This is a genomic window from Nocardioides litoris (assembly GCF_006346315.1).
Classification (GTDB): Bacteria; Actinomycetota; Actinomycetes; order Propionibacteriales; family Nocardioidaceae; genus Nocardioides; species Nocardioides litoris.
The window spans coordinates 876,530-893,515 of record NZ_VDMR01000001.1 but is presented as its reverse complement, the minus strand read 5'-3'; the positions used below and the strand labels follow the sequence as shown (position 1 = coordinate 893,515).

Annotated in this window: 17 protein-coding genes; 7 read left to right on the top strand and 10 right to left on the bottom strand. The window is 73.8% G+C overall.

The genetic code is table 11. The annotated features are described in order from the left end of the window. Positions 1-36: 36 nt before the first annotated feature. A complete protein-coding gene (locus tag FJQ57_RS04370; protein WP_139977966.1) occupies positions 37-1,452 on the top strand; it encodes a class II fumarate hydratase in 1,416 nt (471 codons plus the stop codon). A gap of 2 nt (positions 1,453-1,454) precedes the next feature. Further along, complete coding sequence (locus tag FJQ57_RS04365) at positions 1,455-2,153, top strand: class I SAM-dependent methyltransferase (protein WP_246081675.1); 699 nt, start codon at positions 1,455-1,457, stop codon at positions 2,151-2,153. 499 nt (positions 2,154-2,652) lie between these two features. Here the strand turns inward: FJQ57_RS04365 and FJQ57_RS04360 are convergent, their stop codons facing one another. The 3 genes from FJQ57_RS04360 to FJQ57_RS04350 form a co-directional block, all read right to left on the bottom strand. Beyond that, positions 2,653-3,405 (bottom strand): aggregation-promoting factor C-terminal-like domain-containing protein, encoded by a 753-nt coding sequence (locus FJQ57_RS04360; protein WP_246081581.1) that lies wholly within the window; start codon positions 3,403-3,405, stop codon positions 2,653-2,655. Between the two features lie 394 nt (positions 3,406-3,799). After that, positions 3,800-5,113 (bottom strand): RNA 5'-3' helicase PhoH2, encoded by a 1,314-nt coding sequence (phoH2, locus tag FJQ57_RS04355; protein WP_342775360.1) that lies wholly within the window; start codon positions 5,111-5,113, stop codon positions 3,800-3,802. 278 nt (positions 5,114-5,391) lie between these two features. Beyond that, the gene (locus FJQ57_RS04350) at positions 5,392-6,165 is read right to left on the bottom strand and encodes an isoprenyl transferase (RefSeq protein ID WP_139977963.1); all 774 of its coding nucleotides are present in this window, start codon (positions 6,163-6,165) and stop codon (positions 5,392-5,394) included. Positions 6,166-6,228: 63 nt separating this feature from the next. Here FJQ57_RS04350 and FJQ57_RS04345 point away from each other — a divergent pair, with 63 nt between their 5' ends. Together FJQ57_RS04345 and trhA are read left to right on the top strand one after the other, a co-directional pair. Continuing rightward, positions 6,229-7,203, top strand: a complete 975-nt coding sequence (locus FJQ57_RS04345) for an AIM24 family protein (RefSeq protein WP_139977962.1) — start codon at positions 6,229-6,231, stop codon at positions 7,201-7,203. An 85-nt stretch (positions 7,204-7,288) separates the two neighbouring features. Further along, entirely contained in the window at positions 7,289-8,029 is a 741-nt protein-coding gene (trhA, locus tag FJQ57_RS04340) for a PAQR family membrane homeostasis protein TrhA (protein ID WP_139977961.1), read from the top strand. Positions 8,030-8,041: 12 nt separating this feature from the next. Here the strand turns inward: trhA and FJQ57_RS04335 are convergent, their stop codons facing one another. Beyond that, positions 8,042-8,461, bottom strand: a complete 420-nt coding sequence (locus tag FJQ57_RS04335) for an SRPBCC family protein (protein ID WP_170219265.1) — start codon at positions 8,459-8,461, stop codon at positions 8,042-8,044. After that, positions 8,458-8,829, bottom strand: a complete 372-nt coding sequence (locus FJQ57_RS04330) for an ArsR/SmtB family transcription factor (RefSeq protein ID WP_211348742.1) — start codon at positions 8,827-8,829, stop codon at positions 8,458-8,460. Before FJQ57_RS04330 ends, FJQ57_RS04335 begins: the two co-directional genes overlap by 4 nt. Before the next feature lie 23 nt (positions 8,830-8,852). Here FJQ57_RS04330 and FJQ57_RS04325 point away from each other — a divergent pair, with 23 nt between their 5' ends. After that, positions 8,853-9,224 carry a thioredoxin family protein gene (locus FJQ57_RS04325; RefSeq protein ID WP_139977959.1) on the top strand — a complete coding sequence of 124 codons (372 nt, stop codon included), beginning with the start codon at positions 8,853-8,855 and terminating at the stop codon, positions 9,222-9,224. Positions 9,225-9,228: 4 nt separating this feature from the next. On the opposite strand, the gene FJQ57_RS04320 is transcribed toward FJQ57_RS04325, so the two are convergent. From FJQ57_RS04320 to mca, 4 genes are all read right to left on the bottom strand, one after another. Beyond that, on the bottom strand, positions 9,229-10,770 hold the full coding sequence (locus FJQ57_RS04320; protein ID WP_139977958.1) for an aldehyde dehydrogenase family protein: 1,542 nt from the start codon (positions 10,768-10,770) through the stop codon (positions 9,229-9,231). Next, positions 10,767-12,359 (bottom strand): GMC family oxidoreductase, encoded by a 1,593-nt coding sequence (locus FJQ57_RS04315; protein ID WP_211348741.1) that lies wholly within the window; start codon positions 12,357-12,359, stop codon positions 10,767-10,769. Before FJQ57_RS04315 ends, FJQ57_RS04320 begins: the two co-directional genes overlap by 4 nt. A 154-nt stretch (positions 12,360-12,513) precedes the next feature. Further along, positions 12,514-12,831 carry a hypothetical protein gene (locus FJQ57_RS04310; RefSeq protein ID WP_139977957.1) on the bottom strand — a complete coding sequence of 106 codons (318 nt, stop codon included), beginning with the start codon at positions 12,829-12,831 and terminating at the stop codon, positions 12,514-12,516. Continuing rightward, positions 12,828-13,724, bottom strand: coding sequence for a mycothiol conjugate amidase Mca (gene mca / locus FJQ57_RS04305; RefSeq protein ID WP_246081580.1), 897 nt, complete (start codon positions 13,722-13,724; stop codon positions 12,828-12,830). The genes FJQ57_RS04310 and mca overlap by 4 nt, the downstream gene beginning before the upstream one ends. Positions 13,725-13,798: 74 nt before the next feature. On the opposite strand from mca, the gene FJQ57_RS04300 reads away from it, so the two are divergent. Further along, positions 13,799-14,218, top strand: a complete 420-nt coding sequence (locus FJQ57_RS04300) for a DUF4307 domain-containing protein (RefSeq protein ID WP_139977955.1) — start codon at positions 13,799-13,801, stop codon at positions 14,216-14,218. A gap of 171 nt (positions 14,219-14,389) precedes the next feature. Continuing rightward, on the top strand, positions 14,390-14,896 hold the full coding sequence (gene greA / locus FJQ57_RS04295; RefSeq protein WP_139977954.1) for a transcription elongation factor GreA: 507 nt from the start codon (positions 14,390-14,392) through the stop codon (positions 14,894-14,896). A gap of 35 nt (positions 14,897-14,931) precedes the next feature. Here greA and FJQ57_RS04290 read toward each other — a convergent pair whose 3' ends face one another. Beyond that, positions 14,932-16,980: a hypothetical protein gene (locus FJQ57_RS04290; protein WP_139977953.1), complete on the bottom strand. Its 2,049-nt coding sequence runs from the start codon at positions 16,978-16,980 to the stop codon at positions 14,932-14,934. Between the last annotated feature and the right edge of the window lie 6 nt (positions 16,981-16,986).

The following is a 16,986-nucleotide window of genomic DNA, read 5'->3' as shown; positions in this document are numbered from 1 at the left end:
CGCGTACCTCCGGGGTGGGTGGTTACCGTGGCGGACATGGAGCCGAGCGGCCAGACCACCAGCGCGACCAGCGGTCAGACGAGGACCGAGCACGACTCGATGGGCGAGGTGGAGGTGCCCGTCGACGCCCTCTGGCGGGCGCAGACCCAGCGCGCGGTCGAGAACTTCCCCATCAGCGGCACCCCGATCGAGCCTGCCCTCGTGCACGCGCTCGGCCACGTCAAGGCCGCCGCCGCCGTGGTCAACGGCGAGCTCGGCGTGCTGTCGCCCGAGGTGGCCGAGGCCGTCGCGGCCGCGGCCCGCGAGGTCGCGGCGGGCGCGCACGACGACGCCTTCCCGATCGACGTCTTCCAGACCGGGTCGGGCACCAGCAGCAACATGAACGCCAACGAGGTCGTCGCCTCCCTCGCCGCCCGCAGCGGCGTCGAGGCCCACCCCAACGACCACGTCAACGCCAGCCAGTCGAGCAACGACACCTTCCCGACCGCCATCCACGTCGCCGTCTCGCTGGCCGTGGTCGACGACCTGCTGCCGGCCCTCGGCGTCCTGCACGACTCGCTGGCCGCCAAGGCCGAGGAGTTCGGCGGCCTGGTGAAGTCGGGGCGCACCCACCTCATGGACGCCACCCCGGTGATGCTCGGCCAGGAGTTCTCCGGGTACGCCGCCACGCTGGCCTACGCCGCCGAGCGGCTGGAGTCGGTGCTGCCCCGGGTGCGCGAGCTGCCGCTGGGCGGCACGGCCGTCGGCACGGGCATCAACACCCCGCCCGGCTTCGCCGCGCGCACGATCGAGGTGCTCGCCGAGGCCACCGGGCAGCCGTTCACCGAGGCCCGCAACCACTTCGAGGCCCAGGGCACCCGCGACTCCCTCGTCGAGCTCAGCGGGGTGCTGCGCACCATCGCGGTCGGGCTGACCAAGATCTGCAACGACCTGCGCTGGATGTCGTCGGGCCCGACGACGGGCCTGGCCGAGATCCACCTGCCCGACCTGCAGCCGGGGTCGAGCATCATGCCCGGCAAGGTCAACCCGGTGCTGCCCGAGGCGACGCTGATGGTCTGCTTCCAGGTCGTCGGCAACGACGCCGCGGTCACTGCCGCCGGGGCCAGCGGCGCGTTCGAGCTCAACGTGGCCATGCCGGTCATGGCCCGCAACGTGCTGGAGTCGGTGCGGCTGCTCTCGACGTCCACGACCCTGCTGGCCCGCCGCTGCGTCGACGGCACCACCGCCGACGCCGAGCGGATGCGCCGCTACGCCGAGTCCTCGCCCTCGGTCGTGACGCCGCTCAACAAGCAGCTCGGCTACGAGACCGCCGCCAAGGTCGCCAAGCAGGCCCTCGCCGAGGGCCGCACGATCCGCGAGACCGTCATCGCCCTGGGGTACGTCGAGCGCGGCGAGATCAGCGAGGCCGAGCTCGACGAGGCCCTGGACGTGGAGGGGATGACCGGCGCGTGAGCATGGTCGACCGGGATGCGGTCCGGGCGCAGTACCGCACCGAGGAGCACCTGGCCGTCCGCACCACCGTGTGGCACCCGACCGCCGACGGCCGCGACCCGGCCACGGAGGCCCTGGCCGCCGTGGTGGCCGCCACCCCGCGCTCGTACGTCGAGGTCGGCTGCGGCACGGGCATGTTCGCCGCCCGCGTGGCCGACGCGCTGCCCGACGCGGCCGTGCTCGCGCTCGACCAGTCCGAGCGGATGGTCGAGCTGACCGCCAGCCGCGGGCTGGAGGCCCGGGTCGCCGACGTGCAGGACCTCCCGCTGCCCGACGACTCCGTCGACGTCGTGGCGGCGCTGTGGATGCTCTACCACGTGCCCGACCTCGACCGGGCGCTCGGCGAGGTGCGACGGGTCCTGCGGCCCGGCGGCACGTTCGTCGTCGTCACCAACGGCGACGCCCACCTGGCTGCCCTGCGCACCGAGGCCGGCGGCGGCCCGCTCGTGACCACCTTCTCCAGCGACAACGGCGAGCGGGTCCTGCGCCGGCACTTCGACGACGTTCGCCGCGACGACCTCGTCCCCCGCGCCGTCTTCGCCGACCGCGCCGCCGCCCTGGCCTACCTGCGCTCCAGCCGGGAGGACGTCGACTGGGACCCGCCCGCCGACGGCTGGCCCCGCACCTACGACGGCGCGGTCACCCTCTTCACCTGCTCCTGAACCCGGCCGCCCCGTGGTCTCGAGACAGGCCCCAGCGGGCCTTCCTCGACCACCGTGTGGTCGCGCTGACCGGTGGCTGCAGAGGTCTCGAGGCTGGTCGCTGGCGCTCCTCGCACCTCGACCACCGTGGGGACCGCAGGCCGGAGGCCAGGCCGAGGGCCACCCAGGCGGACCGGCCCGGCGCGGCAGCGCCGACGGCGAAACGGATTCCGACCGCAGGCCGGAGGCCCAGCCGAGGGCCACCCAGGCGGACCGGCCCGGCGCGGCAGCGCCGACGGCGAAACGGATTCCGACCGCAGGCCGGAGGCCCAGCCGAGGGCCACCCAGGCGGACCGGCCCGGCGCGGCAGCGCCGACGGCGAGCGGAGTCCGACCGCAGGCCGGAGGCCCAGCCGAGGGCCACCCAGGCGGACCGGCCCGGTGCGGCAGCGCGGCGACGCGCCGTACCAACGGGACCCAGAGCCGACGGACGCGCGCGACGCCGCTCGCGCCCAAAGGGGCTAGTACCAGCCGACGGACTCGGAGTGGCCCCAGGCGCCGCAGGGGCTGCCGTAGCGGTCGCGGATGTAGCCCAAGCCCCAACGGATCTGGGTGACCGGGTTGGTGGCCCAGTCGGCGCCGGCGGAGGACATCTTCGAGCCAGGGAGGGCCTGCGGGATGCCGTAGGCCGAGGAGGTCGGGTTGTCGGCGGTGGGGTTCCAGCCGGACTCGCGCATGTAGAGGGAGTCGAGGCAGCCGAACTGGTCGGCGGAGAAGCCGAACTCGGACAGCAGGGCCCGGGCGATGTCGCGGGGGTCGGAGTCGGCGAGGTCCTGGACGCCGGCCTCGACCTCGCCGGCGGCGTCGGCGGAGAGCGCGGTGGCCTTGAGGGGGTCGGTGCGGTCGCGGCGGTCGGCCGAGCGCGACAGGGTGGGCTCGCGGGGGACCACGGGCGCGGCGGCGAGCAGGTCGGCGGTGGCATCGAGCGAGCCGCTGAGGACGCCCGACTCCTCGGCCGGCGTGTCGGCGTCGCTGCCGGCGGTGGTCACGCCGGTCGCGCTGTGGTCGACCGCCTCCGCCACGTCGGCGGGGCCGCCCCCGGCGACGCCCGCGGCCACGGTCGTGCCGGTCGCGGCGACGGCCATGGTGGACAGCAGCAGCGTCGTGCCCACGGCCTTGCGCGGCGAGACCGGCAGCTTCTCGAGGCTGTCGGGGACGAGGTCCCCGAGGGTCGGCCGCTTGGAGGGGGCGCGGTGCTTCGGGACGTGCTTCACGTGCTTCGACAAGACAGGGCTACCCGTTGGATGGACGACAGTCGGTCGGTGGCGATCGGCTGGGTCCACGTGCACGGGACCACTCAAGATCTCGACCACCATGCACGCTGGCTTGAGGCGACGCAAACCGAACGGCCGTGCCCGGTGGACGACATGCGGCAATCTTGAGGCACAGGCGTCACACCGGCCACAGACGTCACACCGAGCCCGCACGTCACGTACGACCTGCGTCGCACCGCGACTCCGTCGAGGGTCACCGGCGTGGGACCGATCCGGCCGCACGGTGGTCGAGGAGGGACGGGGTCCCGTCTCGAGACCACGGGACCGCTGCGGCCTCGTGGCCTCGAGACAGGCGCCGGGGCGCCTCACTCGACCAGCGTGACGCCGGCAGGCCTCAGACGGTGGCCGTCTCCAGCATCTCGGTGACCAGCGCGGCGATGGGCGAGCGCTCGGAGCGGGTGAGGGTGACGTGGGCGAAGAGCGGGTGCCCCTTGAGCTTCTCGATGACCGCGACGACGCCGTCGTGGCGCCCGACCCGCAGGTTGTCGCGCTGGGCGACGTCGTGGGTGAGCACGACCTTGGAGTTGGCGCCGATGCGCGAGAGCACGGTCAGCAGCACGTTGCGCTCCAGCGACTGGGCCTCGTCGACGATCACGTAGGCGTCGTGCAGCGAGCGGCCGCGGATGTGGGTCAGCGGCAGCACCTCGAGCATCCCGCGGGCCAGCACCTCGTCGATGACGTCGCTGGTGGTGATGGCGCCGAGGGTGTCGAAGACGGCCTGGCCCCAGGGCGACATCTTCTCCGACTCCGAGCCGGGCAGGTAGCCGAGCTCCTGGCCACCGACGGCGAACAGCGGCCGGAACACGACGACCTTCTTGTGCTGCCCCCGCTCCAGGACGGCCTCGAGCCCGGCGCACAGCGCGAGGGCCGACTTGCCCGTGCCGGCGCGGCCGCCCAGGGAGACGATGCCGACCTCGGGGTCGAGCAGCATCTCCAGCGCGACCCGCTGCTCGGCGCTGCGGCCGTGGACGCCGAAGGCCTCGCGGTCGCCCCGCACGAGGTGGACCTGCTTGTCGGGGCCGACCCGACCCAGCGCCGTCCCCCGGTCGGAGAGCAGCACCAGGCCCTGGTGGCAGGGGAAGTCGCGGGCGGCGGCCAGGTCGACGACGCCGTCGTCGTACAGCTCGTCGAGCGCCGCGGCCTCGACGTCGAGCTCGGCCATGCCGGAGAAGCCGACGTCGGAGTCGCTGACGCGCTCGCCGCGGTACTCCTGGGCGTCGAGGCCGACGGCCGAGGCCTTGATGCGCATCGGCAGGTCCTTCGACACCAGCGTGACGACGCGGCCCTCGTCGGCCAGGTTGCGGGCCACGGCGAGGATGCGGGTGTCGTTGTCACCGAGCCGGAAGCCCGACGGCAGCGCGGTCGGGTCGGTGTGGTTGAGCTCGACCCGGATCGTGCCGCCGTGGTCGCCGACGGGCACCGGCTCGTCGAGGCGGCCGTGGGTGACCCGCAGGTCGTCGAGCATCCGGAGCGCGGTGCGGGCGAAGTAGCCCAGCTCCGGGTGGTGGCGCTTGCCCTCGAGCTCGGTGATGACGACGACGGGCAGCACGACCTCGTGCTCCTCGAAGCGGCGCATCGCCGCCGGGTCGGCGAGCAGGACGCTGGTGTCGAGCACGTAGGTGCGGGCCTGGTCAGCGGTCTGGGCCACGGTGGTCTCCTGACATGACCGTGCGGGCACCCCTCGCCCGGTCCTAGGCAGCGCTGGTGGACCGGAGAGGAGCCCGAACGCCGGAGTGCCGGCGTCCTCCCACCGTGACGGCACGCGTGCCGCCGCTGGTGCGTAGGTCGTGATCGCTCACGCTCGGGCCTCCCGGTGCGGCGAGCTTCCCCACTCGCCACTGCCGCGAACGTACGGCGCGCGGGTCGCGCGCGAGCGGCGACACGCCCGAACGCGAGGTGACGGGTTGTCGACGCCTCGGGGCGAGCTCAGACGCCGTGCCGGCGCTCGCGCAGGGCGTAGGCGCGCACCGCGCGCAGGAAGTCGACGCGGCGGAAGTCGGGCCAGTAGGCGTCGCAGAAGTAGAACTCCGAGCGGGCGCTCTGCCACAGCAGGAACCCGCCGAGCCGCTGCTCGCCGGAGGTGCGGATGACGAGGTCGGGGTCGGGCTGGCCCTTGGTGTAGAGGTGGGCGGCGATGTGCTCGACGTCGAGCGTGGCGGCGAGCTCCTCGAGGCTGGTGCCCTTCTCGGCGTGCTCGTGCAGCAGGGACCGCACGGCGTCGGCGATCTCGCGGCGCCCGCCGTACCCCACGGCGACGTTGACGAGCATGCCGTCGACGTCGGCGGTGGCCTCGGCTGCGGCCTTGAGGCGGGTCGCGACCTCGTCGGGGAGCAGGTCGAGGGCGCCGACGGGGTGCAGGCGCCACTTGCGCTGGTCGGCGAGCGAGTCGACCGCGTCGGCGATGATCGCCAGCAGGGGCTCGAGCTCCGCGGCCGGACGGTTGAGGTTGTCGGTGCTCAGCAGCCACAGGGTGACGACCTGGATGCCGACCTCGTCGCACCAGCCGAGCAACGGCTCGATGTTGGCCGCGCCGGCCCGGTGGCCGTGGGCGGTGTCGCGGCCGACGGCCTTGGCCCAGCGCCGGTTGCCGTCGAGCATCACGCCGACGTGCTGGGGCAGCGTGTCGGGCATGCGCCGCAGGACCCGCGCCTCGTAGGCCGGGTAGAGCAGCCGTCGCGCGCCCCGCTTCCAGTCCGCCACCCCGCGATGGTAGGACACCCGGAGGAGCACCCGCCGCAGCACTGACCCGACCGAGGAGCACGCATGAACGCCGACTGGCACCCCGATCCCACCGGCCGCCACGAGCTGCGCTACTGGGACGGCTCGCAGTGGACCGAGCACGTCAGCGACCAGGGCACGCAGTCGACCGAGCCGCTCGACCTGCCAGGTGCGGGCGCGCAGCAGGCCAAGCCGCAGCAGCCCCAGCAGTCCCAGGAGCCCCAGCACCAGCACACCCAGCCCCAGGGCCAGGCCCAGGGCGGCTACGGCCAACAGCCCCAGGGCGGGTACGGCGGCGGGCAGCAGCCCCAGGGCGGGTACGGCGGCGGGCAGCAGCCGCCCGGCGACGCGTTCGCCGGGATCAAGGGCGACCTGGTCGACGGCCGCTTCGCCGAGACCGAGGGTCCGGGCCCGCGCCTGCAGAACTCCAAGATGCTGCGGGTGCGGGTCACCGAGCCCTTCATGGCGCGGCAGGGCTCGATGGTGGCCTACCAGGGCAACGTGCAGTTCCACTTCCAGGGCGGCGGCGCCGGCCGCTTCGTCAAGAAGGCGCTCACCGGCGAGGGCCTGCCGCTGATGCGGGTCGAGGGCCAGGGCGACGTGTTCATCGCCGACACCGGCAAGCACGTGCACCTGCTCCACCTGGAGAACACCGGGATCTCGGCCAACGGCAAGAACGTGCTGGCCTTCTCGGCCTCGATGCAGTGGAACATCGAGCGGGTCAAGGGCGGCTCGATGCTCGCCGGCGGCCTGTTCAACACCACGATCCGGGGCACGGGCTGGGTCGCCATCGTGACCGACGGCGAGCCGGTGGTGCTCAACGCGGCCGAGGCGCCGACGTTCGCCGACACCGACGCGATCGTGGCCTGGTCGGCCCACCTCGACACGTCGCTGAAGTCGACGATGAGCCTGGGCGGGGCGATCGGCCGCGGGTCCGGCGAGGCCCTCCAGGTCGCCTTCCAGGGCCAGGGCTTCGTCATCGTCCAGCCCTCGGAGGGCATCAACATCCCCGGTGCCTGAGCGTCGCCGTGCGCCCGCCGTCGCTCAGGACGGGTCTCACCGCGGTCCCGGCCCGCGGTGGGGTCCGGGCGGCTAGCCTGGGGGCATGAACCAGGCCCTCCACTCTGCGAACGAAGCCGTCCGCGCGGGCCTGGAGACCCTCGGCGACAAGGCCGAGGGCGCCCTGGCCGCGGTCAAGCCGCGGCTGCGCGGCTGGCTGCACCTCGGCACCGTGCCGCTGGCCCTGGCCGGCGGCATCGTGCTGATCTGCCTGTCCCCCACGACCGCGACCAAGGTCGGCTCGGCGCTGTTCACCGCTTCCGCGCTGCTGCTCTTCGGCGTCTCGGCGATCTACCACACCGGCACGTGGTCGCCGCGCACCTGGGCGTTCCTGCGGCGCTTCGACCACGCCAACATCTTCCTGCTCATCGCGGGGTCCTACACGCCGTTCAGCATCATCCTGCTCGACGGCACCTCGGAGGTGCTGCTGCTCTCCGTCGCGTGGGGCGGGGCGCTGCTGGGCGTGGCGTTCCGGGTGTTCTGGACCGACGCGCCGCGGTGGCTCTACGTCCCGATCTACATCGCGCTCGGCTGGGCGGCGGTCTTCTTCATCCCGGCGTTCTACGACGGCGCGATCGACCTGGGCGTCGGCCTCGGCATCGGCGTGTTCGTGCTCATCGTGACCGGGGGCGCGCTCTACACCCTCGGCGGCGTGGTCTACGGCTTCAAGCGCCCCAACCCGTGGCCGCAGTGGTTCGGCTTCCACGAGGTCTTCCACACCTTCACGGTGCTGGCCTTCGTCAGCCACTACATCGGCGTGTCGATGGCGACCTACGCCCTGCGCTAGCCGGCGCCGGCCCTACCCACGGGCCGCGAGCGCGTCGAGCACCTGGGTCCACCCGGTCCGGTAGTCCTCGGCGGGCTGCGCCGTGGTCCACGGCCCGGTGTGGCGCAGATCGAGGCGCGTGCCGCCCTCGACCGGGGTCAGCACGACCTCGACGCGCTCCTGCTCCCCGGGCTCGCCGTCGTCGAGCCAGTGCCAGGTGACCACGAGCCGGCGCAGCGCCTCGGCCTCGAGCACCTCGCCGGTGACGCCGAACCCGGCGCCTCCCGCCTCGATGCGGTAGCGCCCGCCGACGCGGGGCTCGACGGCGTACGTCGTGCCGGGCAGGTGGGTCCACCACCACGTGGCCAGCCCCTCGGCGGTGGTCCAGGCCCACCAGACGCGCTCGGGCGGGACGGCGAAGGTGCGGGTCGTCGTCAGGACGTCGTGGGTCACGGCTGCTCCTGGTCCGGGTCGGGGCCGGGGTCGAGGGCCTGCTCGAGGCGGTCGAGCTGGTGGGTCCAGAAGGACGTGCGGGCGGCGAGCCAGCCGTCGAGCTCGCGCAGCGGGTCGGGGCGCAGCCGGTGGGTCACCACGCGGCCGGACTTGGCCGAGTCGAGCAGGCCTGCGGCGTCGAGGACGCCGAGGTGGCGCTGCAGGGTCGGCAGCGCGACGCCGAGGTCGGCCGCCAGCTCGCTGCTCGTGGCCGGACCGCCCGCGAGCCGGGCCACGACCTGGCGGCGGCCACGGTGGGCCAGCGCGGTCGCGACCGCGTCGAGCCCGTCGTCGTACCTGCCGAAATGTTTAGCCATCTGGCTCAGCATGCCACCGGGTTACGGTGGTGTCCATGGCCACCATCGAGCTGACCGACGACAACTTCGCCGACCACGTCGAGAAGGACGGCATCCTGCTCGTCGACTTCTGGGCGTCGTGGTGCGGCCCGTGCAAGCAGTTCGCGCCGACGTACGAGGCGGCCTCGGAGGCCAACGCCGACATCACCTTCGGCTCGGTCAACACCGAGGAGCAGCAAGAGCTGGCGGGCGCGGCGGGCATCCGGTCGATCCCGACCCTGATGGCGTTCCGCGACGGGATCCTGGTCTTCTCCCAGCCGGGTGCCCTGCCCGCCCCGGCGCTGGACCAGGTCATCGCCGGCGTGCGCGGCCTCGACATGGACGACGTGCGTCGCCAGGTCGAGGCCGCCCAGGCCGAGCAGGGCTGAGGACCTAGCGGGCGCGGCGCACCGGCTTGCCCAGCTTGGGCAGCGTGGTGCCGCGCCCGTGCAGCATGGTCAGCAGCGAGACCAGCTGCTGCTCGTGCTTGTCGGTGCGCTTGAACGACGTCAGCGGCAGCGCCGCCTTGAACCGCTGCTGGGTGATCGCCTTGGCGTAGGTGAACTCCTTGAGCCCGTCCTCGCCGTGGATGCGCCCGAAGCCCGAGTCACCCACGCCGCCGAACGGCAGCGCCGGCACCCCGGCGAAGGTGATGACGCCGTTGATCGCGGTCATGCCGGAGCGGATGCGCTCGGCGATCTCCATGCCGCGGGCCTTGCTGAACACCGTCGAGCCCAGCCCGTACGACGTCGCGTTGGTGCGCCGCACGGCTTCCTCGACCGTGCCGACCCGGGCCACGGTGACGGTCGGCCCGAACGTCTCCTCGCACACCGCGAGGGAGTCCTCGGGCACGTCGACCAGGATGGTCGGCTGCACGAACCGCTCCCCCACCGCGTCCTTGCCGCCGACCAGCGCGCGGCCGCCGCGGGCCAGCGCGTCGTCGATGTGGGCGCGGATGACGTCCATCTGCTTCGGCATCGTGATCGGGCCCAGCTGGGTGTCGGGACCGTCGTGGGCCCGCACCTGCTCGGCCTGGCTGACCAGCTCGGCCACGAAGGCGTCGTACACCTTCTCGTGGACGTAGACCCGCTCGACGCCGGTGCAGGTCTGCCCGGCGTTGGCGCAGGCGCCCCACAGCACCGCGTCGGCGGCGGCCTCGAGGTCGGCGTCGTGGTCGACGATGACCGCGTCCTTGCCGCCGGCCTCGATGACGACCGGGGTCAGCGTCTCGGCGCAGGCGGCCATGACGCGCTTGCCGGTGGCGGTGGAGCCGGTGAAGGCCACCTTGTCGACGCCGGCGCGGCACAGCGCGGCCCCGGTCTCGCCCAGGCCGGTCACCACCGAGAACACGGGCCGCCCGACGGCCTCGAGGAAGGTGCGGGCCAGCCACTCCCCGACGCCGGGGGTGTACTCCGAGGGCTTGAAGACGACCGCGTTGCCGGCGGCCAGGGCGTAGGCGATGGAGCCCATCGGCGTGAAGACGGGGTAGTTCCAGGGGCCGATGACGCCGACGACGCCCAGCGGCTTGTAGGCGACCGAGGCGGACTGGTTGACCATGAGCAGGCCGGAGGAGACCTTGCGGCGCTTGAGCAGCTTCTCGGCGTGCTTGGCCGCCCAGTCGAGGTGGTCGATCGCGAGCGCGGCCTCGAGCAGCGCGTCGCCGTCGGGCTTGCCGGTCTCGAGGTGCATCTGCTCGGCGAGCTGGGCCAGGCGGCGGGTGATGACGCCCTTCCAGCGCAGCAGGTGCTCGGCGCGCTCGTCGAAGGACAGCGCGGCCCACCACACCGCCTCCTCGCGGGCCCGGGCGACCGCGGCGCGCACCTCCTCCTCGGAGTGCACGGGGTGGGCGGCGACGACGTCACCGGTGATGGGGTTGAGGGAGTCGAAGGTGGCCGCGGGGCCGGCGTCGGCCGGGCGGTCGTCGAGGGTCGTCATCGAGCGCTCCTGATGAGGTCGGCCGCCTTCTCGGCGACCATGATGGTCGGGGCGTTGGTGTTGCCGCGCGGCACGGCCGGCATGACGGAGGCGTCGACGACGCGCAGCCCGTCGACGCCGCGCACCCGCAGCTCGGGGTCGACGACGGCGTCGTCGCCGGAGCCCATCGCGCAGGTCGAGGTGGGGTGGAAGGTGGTCTGGGTCCACAGCCGCACGTGCTCGACGAGGTCCTCGTCGCTGGGGGTCTCGCTGAGGATGAACGGCCGGTCGAGCAGCTCGCCCATCGGGCCCTGCTGGGCCACCTCGACGATGCGCCGGCAGCCGGCGACCATCGCGTCGAGGTCGGTCTGGTCGTCGAAGTAGGCCGCCTCGATCTCCGGGTGCCAGGACGGGTCGGCCGAGCGGAGCCGGACGTGGCCGCGGCTGGTCGTGCCGACCAGGGTCGAGAGCACGGTGACCATCCGGCTCGTGGGCTCGACCATGCCGTCGCCGTACAGGCCGGTGGGCAGGACGTGGGCCTGCAGGTCGGGGGCGGGCAGCCCGTCGCGGGTGCGCCAGAACGCGCCGGTCTCGGCGACGTTGGACGTCAGCGGGCCACGACCGCGCGCCTTCCAACGGGCGAAGTTGCCGAGGGTGTTGAGCTCGGCCAGGTCGGTGGTGCCGCGGGTGTGCCACACCATCGGCGTGTAGGGGTGGTCCTGCATGCCCTCGCCCACCCCCGCGAGCTCGACCTTGGCCGTGATGCCGTGCTCGGCCAGGTGGGCGGCCGGGCCGACGCCGGAGAGCATCAGGAGCTGCGGGCTGCCGATCGCGCCGCCGCAGACCAGAACCTCGCGGCGGGCGTGCACGGTGTGCTCGCGGCCGCCCTGGCGGAAGCTGAGCCCGGTGGCCCGCTGGCTCCCCCCGGAGCCCTCGATCTCGACCCGGGTGGCCAGCGCCCCCGTGGTGATCGTCAGGTTGGGCCGGTCCAGGGCGGGCTTGAGGTAGGCGTCGTACGTCGACCAGCGGCGACCGTCCTTGCACGTCACCTGGTAGGCGCCCGCACCCTCCTGCTCGGCGCCGTTGAAGTCGTCGTTGCGCTTGAACCCGGCCGCGACCGCGCTCTCGACCCATGCGGTCGTCAGCTCGTGGGTGTAGCGCCGGTCCTCGACGACCAACGGGCCGTCGGTGCCGTGGAAGGGCCCGGCCAGGCGGGTGTTGGCCTCGGCCTTGCGGAAGTAGGGCAGGACGTCGTCGTACCCCCAGCCGGTGGCGCCGAACTGGTCGCGCCAGGCGTCGTAGTCGACGGCGTTGCCGCGGATGTAGATCATCGCGTTCATCGCCGAGCAGCCGCCGAGCGACTTCATCCGCGGCCAGGCGGCGCGGCGGCCGTGCAGCTGCTTCTGCTCGGTGGTGCTGTAGCCCCAGTCCCACTTGGTCTTCACCAGGCCGACGAACCCCGCCGGGATCGTCACCGGGTCGATCTCGGGCGCGGGGCCCGCCTCGAGGAGGAGCACCGAGGTGCCCGGGTCCTCGCTCAACCGGGCGGCGAGCACGGCGCCCGCGCTCCCCCCGCCCATCACGACGTAGTCATAGGTGTCCGCGGTCACGTCCGCGAACCTACTCCGATCCGACTCAGGATGACAGTAGAACTGTCAACGTGTGGGACCGGCCGGCGCGGAGGCCGAGGACCACCACCCGGGTCGTGGTCCTCAGGGCTCGTCGACCAAGCTCTGTCGACGCACCCTGGGCCTCGTCGTCGCCTCAGTCGGCGGAGGCCGGACCGCGGCGGTCGGCGTCGTGGCGCGCCTGCTCGTCCTCGGCGGCGTCGTCGGCAGCGCGCTGGGCGTGCATCTCGCGGGCGGCGGCGAGGCCGGTGGCCCGGCGCTCGCGCTTGGGGTCGCTGGGGTCGTACAGGCCGGCCTCGGCCGCCTTGTCGACGTTCTTGAGGCGGCGGGTGAGGCTCACGCCCAGCAGCGCGACGACGACGATGAGCGCGACGAAGAGCGCGAACGCGGTCCAGCCCGCGACGACGTCCTCGTCCTGGGGAGCGGCGGCGAGCACGACACTGGTGAGGCTCATGCCTCCAGTCTCCCACCGGCCTGGTCACCGTCGTCGGCCAGCGTGATGCCGGCGAACAGGTCGTCCTCGTAGCCCTCGGCCGGACGCAGCGGTCCGACCTGGCTGGCGACGAGCTCGTAGTCCTCGGTGGGCCAGACCGAGACCTGGACCTCCCGGGGGATGGCGAACCAGAAGCCGTCGGGGTCGATCTGGGTGGCGTGGGCGAGCAGGGCCTGGTCGCGGGTGCCGAAGTACGTCCCGCACTCCACGCGCGTGGTCACCCGGGCCTCCCACTCCGGCTCCGGCTTCCAGTCGCGCAGCCGCTCCTCGTAGGGCGACTCCAGGCCGTGGTCGAGCATCGCCTGGTGCAGGGCGGTGATCTTCTCGTGGTTCCAGCCGTGGTGGTAGTACAGCTTGAGGACCTGCCAGGGCTCGCCCGCCTCGGGGAAGCGCTCCGGGTCGGCCGCCGCCTCGAACGCGGCCACCGACACCTCGTGGCAGCGGATGTGGTCGGGGTGCGGGTAGCCGCCGCGCTCGTCGTAGGTCGTCATGACGTGCGGCTTGAACGCGCGGATCAGCCGCACCAGCCGCTCGGTCGACTCCTCCAGCGGCACGAGCGCGAAGCAGCCCTCGGGCAGCGGCGGCTTCGGGTCGCCCTCGGGCCAGCCGGAGTCGACGAAGCCGAGCCAGTCCTGGCTGACACCGAGGATGTCGCGGGCGCGCTCCATCTCCTGCCGCCGGATCTCGGTGATGTTCTCCAGCACGTCGGGCCGGTCCATCTTGGGGTTGAGGATCGAGCCCCGCTCGCCGCCGGTGCACGTCACCACGTGCACGTCGACGCCCTCGTCGACGTACTTGGCCGTCGAGGCCGCGCCCTTGCTCGACTCGTCGTCGGGGTGGGCGTGGACGTGCATGAGGCGGAATCCTGCGTGGGAGCCCGCGCGAGGCCTGGGGTCCTGCGGCATGGCTCCGATCCTAGGATGGACCCGTGACGTCGCCCGACCCAGTGCTGGCCGAGCGGTACGGCGCCCCGTCGCCGCACCGCCGCCGCTTGTTCGTGGGCGCCGTCGTGGCCGTGCTGGTCGCCGCGGCCGGCTGGCTGGCCTGGGTGGTGCTGGTGCAGGCCAGTCCCGACGTCGCCTCCGGCAACCTGACCTTCGACACCCCGACGAGCGACCGCGAGATCACCGCCCGCTTCACCATCGACATGGCCGAGGGCGTCGACGAGGCCACCTGCACCCTCGAGGCCTACGGCAAGCAGGGGGCGACCCGGGTGCTCGTCGGCAGCCGCACCTTCACCGTCCCGGCCGGCACGACGCGGGTCGAGGAGACGGTGGCCACCGAGCGGCGGGCCGAGGCGGTCGAGCTCGTCGGTTGCACGGCCCCCGGCCAGCAGCGCCCCCGCTGACCACCCGGTCTCCCGTCGGCCGCCCCTTCACCCCCCGCGGTGAACCGGCGCTCCGGGGGCGTTCTTGGTAGGGTCGCGGCTTCGGCCGTCCCGCTGAGCCCAGCGCGCCCTCGCCGCCCCGGCTCGCGACGCCCGACCCGATCCCCCGATCCGCACTAGAGGAGTACACGCATGTCGCAGCCCACCGAGCAGCAGGACACCATCTGGCTGACCACCACGGCCCACGAGAAGCTGCAGGCCGAGCTGGCCAACCTGCAGGGCCCCGTGCGCGACGAGATCGTGGCCCGCATCAGCGAGGCCCGCGACGAGGGCGACCTCAAGGAGAACGGCGGCTACCACGCCGCCCGCGAGGAGCAGGGCAAGAACGAGGCCAACATCCGCACCCTCCAGGAGGTGCTGGAGAAGGCCGTCTCCGACCCCGCCGAGGACGACGGCGTCGTCACGGTCGGCAAGGTCGTCACCTACAAGTTCGAGGGTGACGACGACGACGAGGCCGAGACCTTCCTCCTCGGTGCCCGCGAGAACGAGGACTACGTCGACGTCGACGTCTACTCCCCCCAGGCCCCGCTCGGTGAGGCCCTGCTCGGCGCGTCGAAGGGCGACACGGTCGAGTTCGAGGCACCGACCGGCAAGACCCTCAAGGTCGTCGTCGTCGACGCCACCCCGTACGGCGCCTGAGGGTCGACCCCGAGCGACGGTGGGCCGGTGACCGGTCAGGTCAGGGCGCGCTCGACCTGCAGCACGAGGTAGAGCGAGCGCAGGCAGAGCGCGGCCGGGTCGACCCCGGCGGGTGGCTCGGCGAAGACGGTCCACCCCGCGTCGCGGAGCACCTGGTGCGCTGCGGCCACCTCGTCGCGCACGGCCCGGTCGGCGACGCCGGCGCACCCTCGCTGGGCCCGCCGCTCGAGGGTCGAGCGCAGGGCCGCCAGGGCGGGGGGCACGGAGCCCGGCGTCTCGGCGACCTCGTCGACGTCACCGGCCCGGTCGGGCGCGGCTGACTCGAGCAGCCGCCCGACGAGCGAGGACCGCGGCTCGCCGTCGAAGTGCAGGGCGTCGACCGGGTTGATCTCGCGGCCCGGGCGGACGACGCTGAGCGGCTCGCCGTGCCAGGCGCCGCGCACCCGACGCAACCGCGCCACGACCAGCGACCCCGCGGTCAGCGGGCCCAGCGCCTCGACCCTGGCGATGGCGTGGGCCTGGAGCCGCGACCACGGCAGCTCGAGGACCGTGACGTCGCCGTCGGGGTCGCGCAGCGGCCAGGAGAGCACCTGCCGGGCCGGGTCGAAGACCGGGTCTCCCGTCGCCGCCGGGCGCAGGACGGCCCAGGCCGCCGACCGGTCGGCCGCCGCGAGCAGGCTGCGTACGCCTCGTCGGCCGAGGTCGGCCCACCGGTCGACCGCGGGCAGCACCCCGAGCAGGTCGTCGCTGTCGGTGGGGGTGACCACGGCCGAGGTCGACGAGACCCCCGAGAGCCGGCCGTCGGCGCTCGCCTGGGCGCCGGTGAGCACCAGCCGGCGGCCCGACGTGGTGGCCGGCGCCGCCAGGCCCTTCCACGGCGCGGGCTGGGTCCACCGCGCCCGCGGGTCGAACCCCACCACGTCCTCGGGCCGGGTGTCGCCCCAGGTGAAGAACCGTCGACGCTCCGGGCTCCAGAACACGCAGGTCAGGCCGTGGTAGCCCGACCCGACCCGCCACGGCACCCCGCCGAGGCCGACCAGGTCGAGCGAGCGCACCGCGTCGTACGACGTGCGGGCCTGGCCGACGAGGTGCGGTGGCTCGTGCCCCCGCGCGGCGGCGGCGGTGAGGGCCGCGACGAGGCCGTAGGCGACGGCGGCCTCGTCGAGCAGCTGCTGGTCGTCGGCGCGGGCGTCGCGGGCCAGCGCGAGGTCGACCTGGTCGGCCAGCCGGCGCACGAGCAGCGCGAGACGGGGGTACTCGGCGCCCTGCGCCCAGGTGGCGGAGGTGGTGAGCCGGTCGTGGACGGCCGGGCTGAGGTGGGAGACGCCGATGCGGACGAGGTCCTCGAGGAGCGCGGCCACCGACCGCCGCAGCCGGTCACGGGAGTCGGTGCGCGACAGCCCGCGCTCGGTGGGGGCCGTGCTGCGGGCGGGCGCGGCGGGCGGCGGGAGCTCGAGCCCGTGGGCGCGCTGCCAGGCCAGCACGGCTGCGGCCTGCCAGCGCTCGGGCTTGGTCACCTTCTGGTCGAGGACGATCGCGCCCGGCCCGCCGCCGGCGTAGCGGGCGACGACGTCGGGCCGGCGGAACGTCACGGCGAGGTAGGCCCCGCGCTCCAGGGCGATGCCACCACCCTGCCCACCCACGCCACCGTCACCGCCGTCGCCACCGTCACCCGGGTCGGCCGACGTCCGGTCGAGCACGGCTTGGTGCGCCCAGCGGACGCCCGCCTTGCCGGCCAGGGCGACGAGGGCGTCGACGTCGAGCGCCATCAGCTCGTCGTGCAGCGCCTCGCCGTCGTCGTCGCCCGCCTGCCCGGCCAGCCAGAGGCCGGCGGTGAGCACGTGCTGGCAGGTGACCGGGCTGGGGCAGTCGCAGGTGGCGCCTGCGGGACCGGTCACCGGCACCTCGACGCGGCGTGGGCCGACCGTCACCACGACCCGGTCGTCGGCGTCGTCGACGAGCGCCGGGGGCGACGCCTCGAGGTCCTTGCGGGCGCGACGGAGCAGCCCGCGGTTGGCCAGCGCGACCCAGGCGTCGTCGTCCCACCGGGCGAGCAGGGCGGCGACGGCGGCGAGCGCACTCATGCCGGC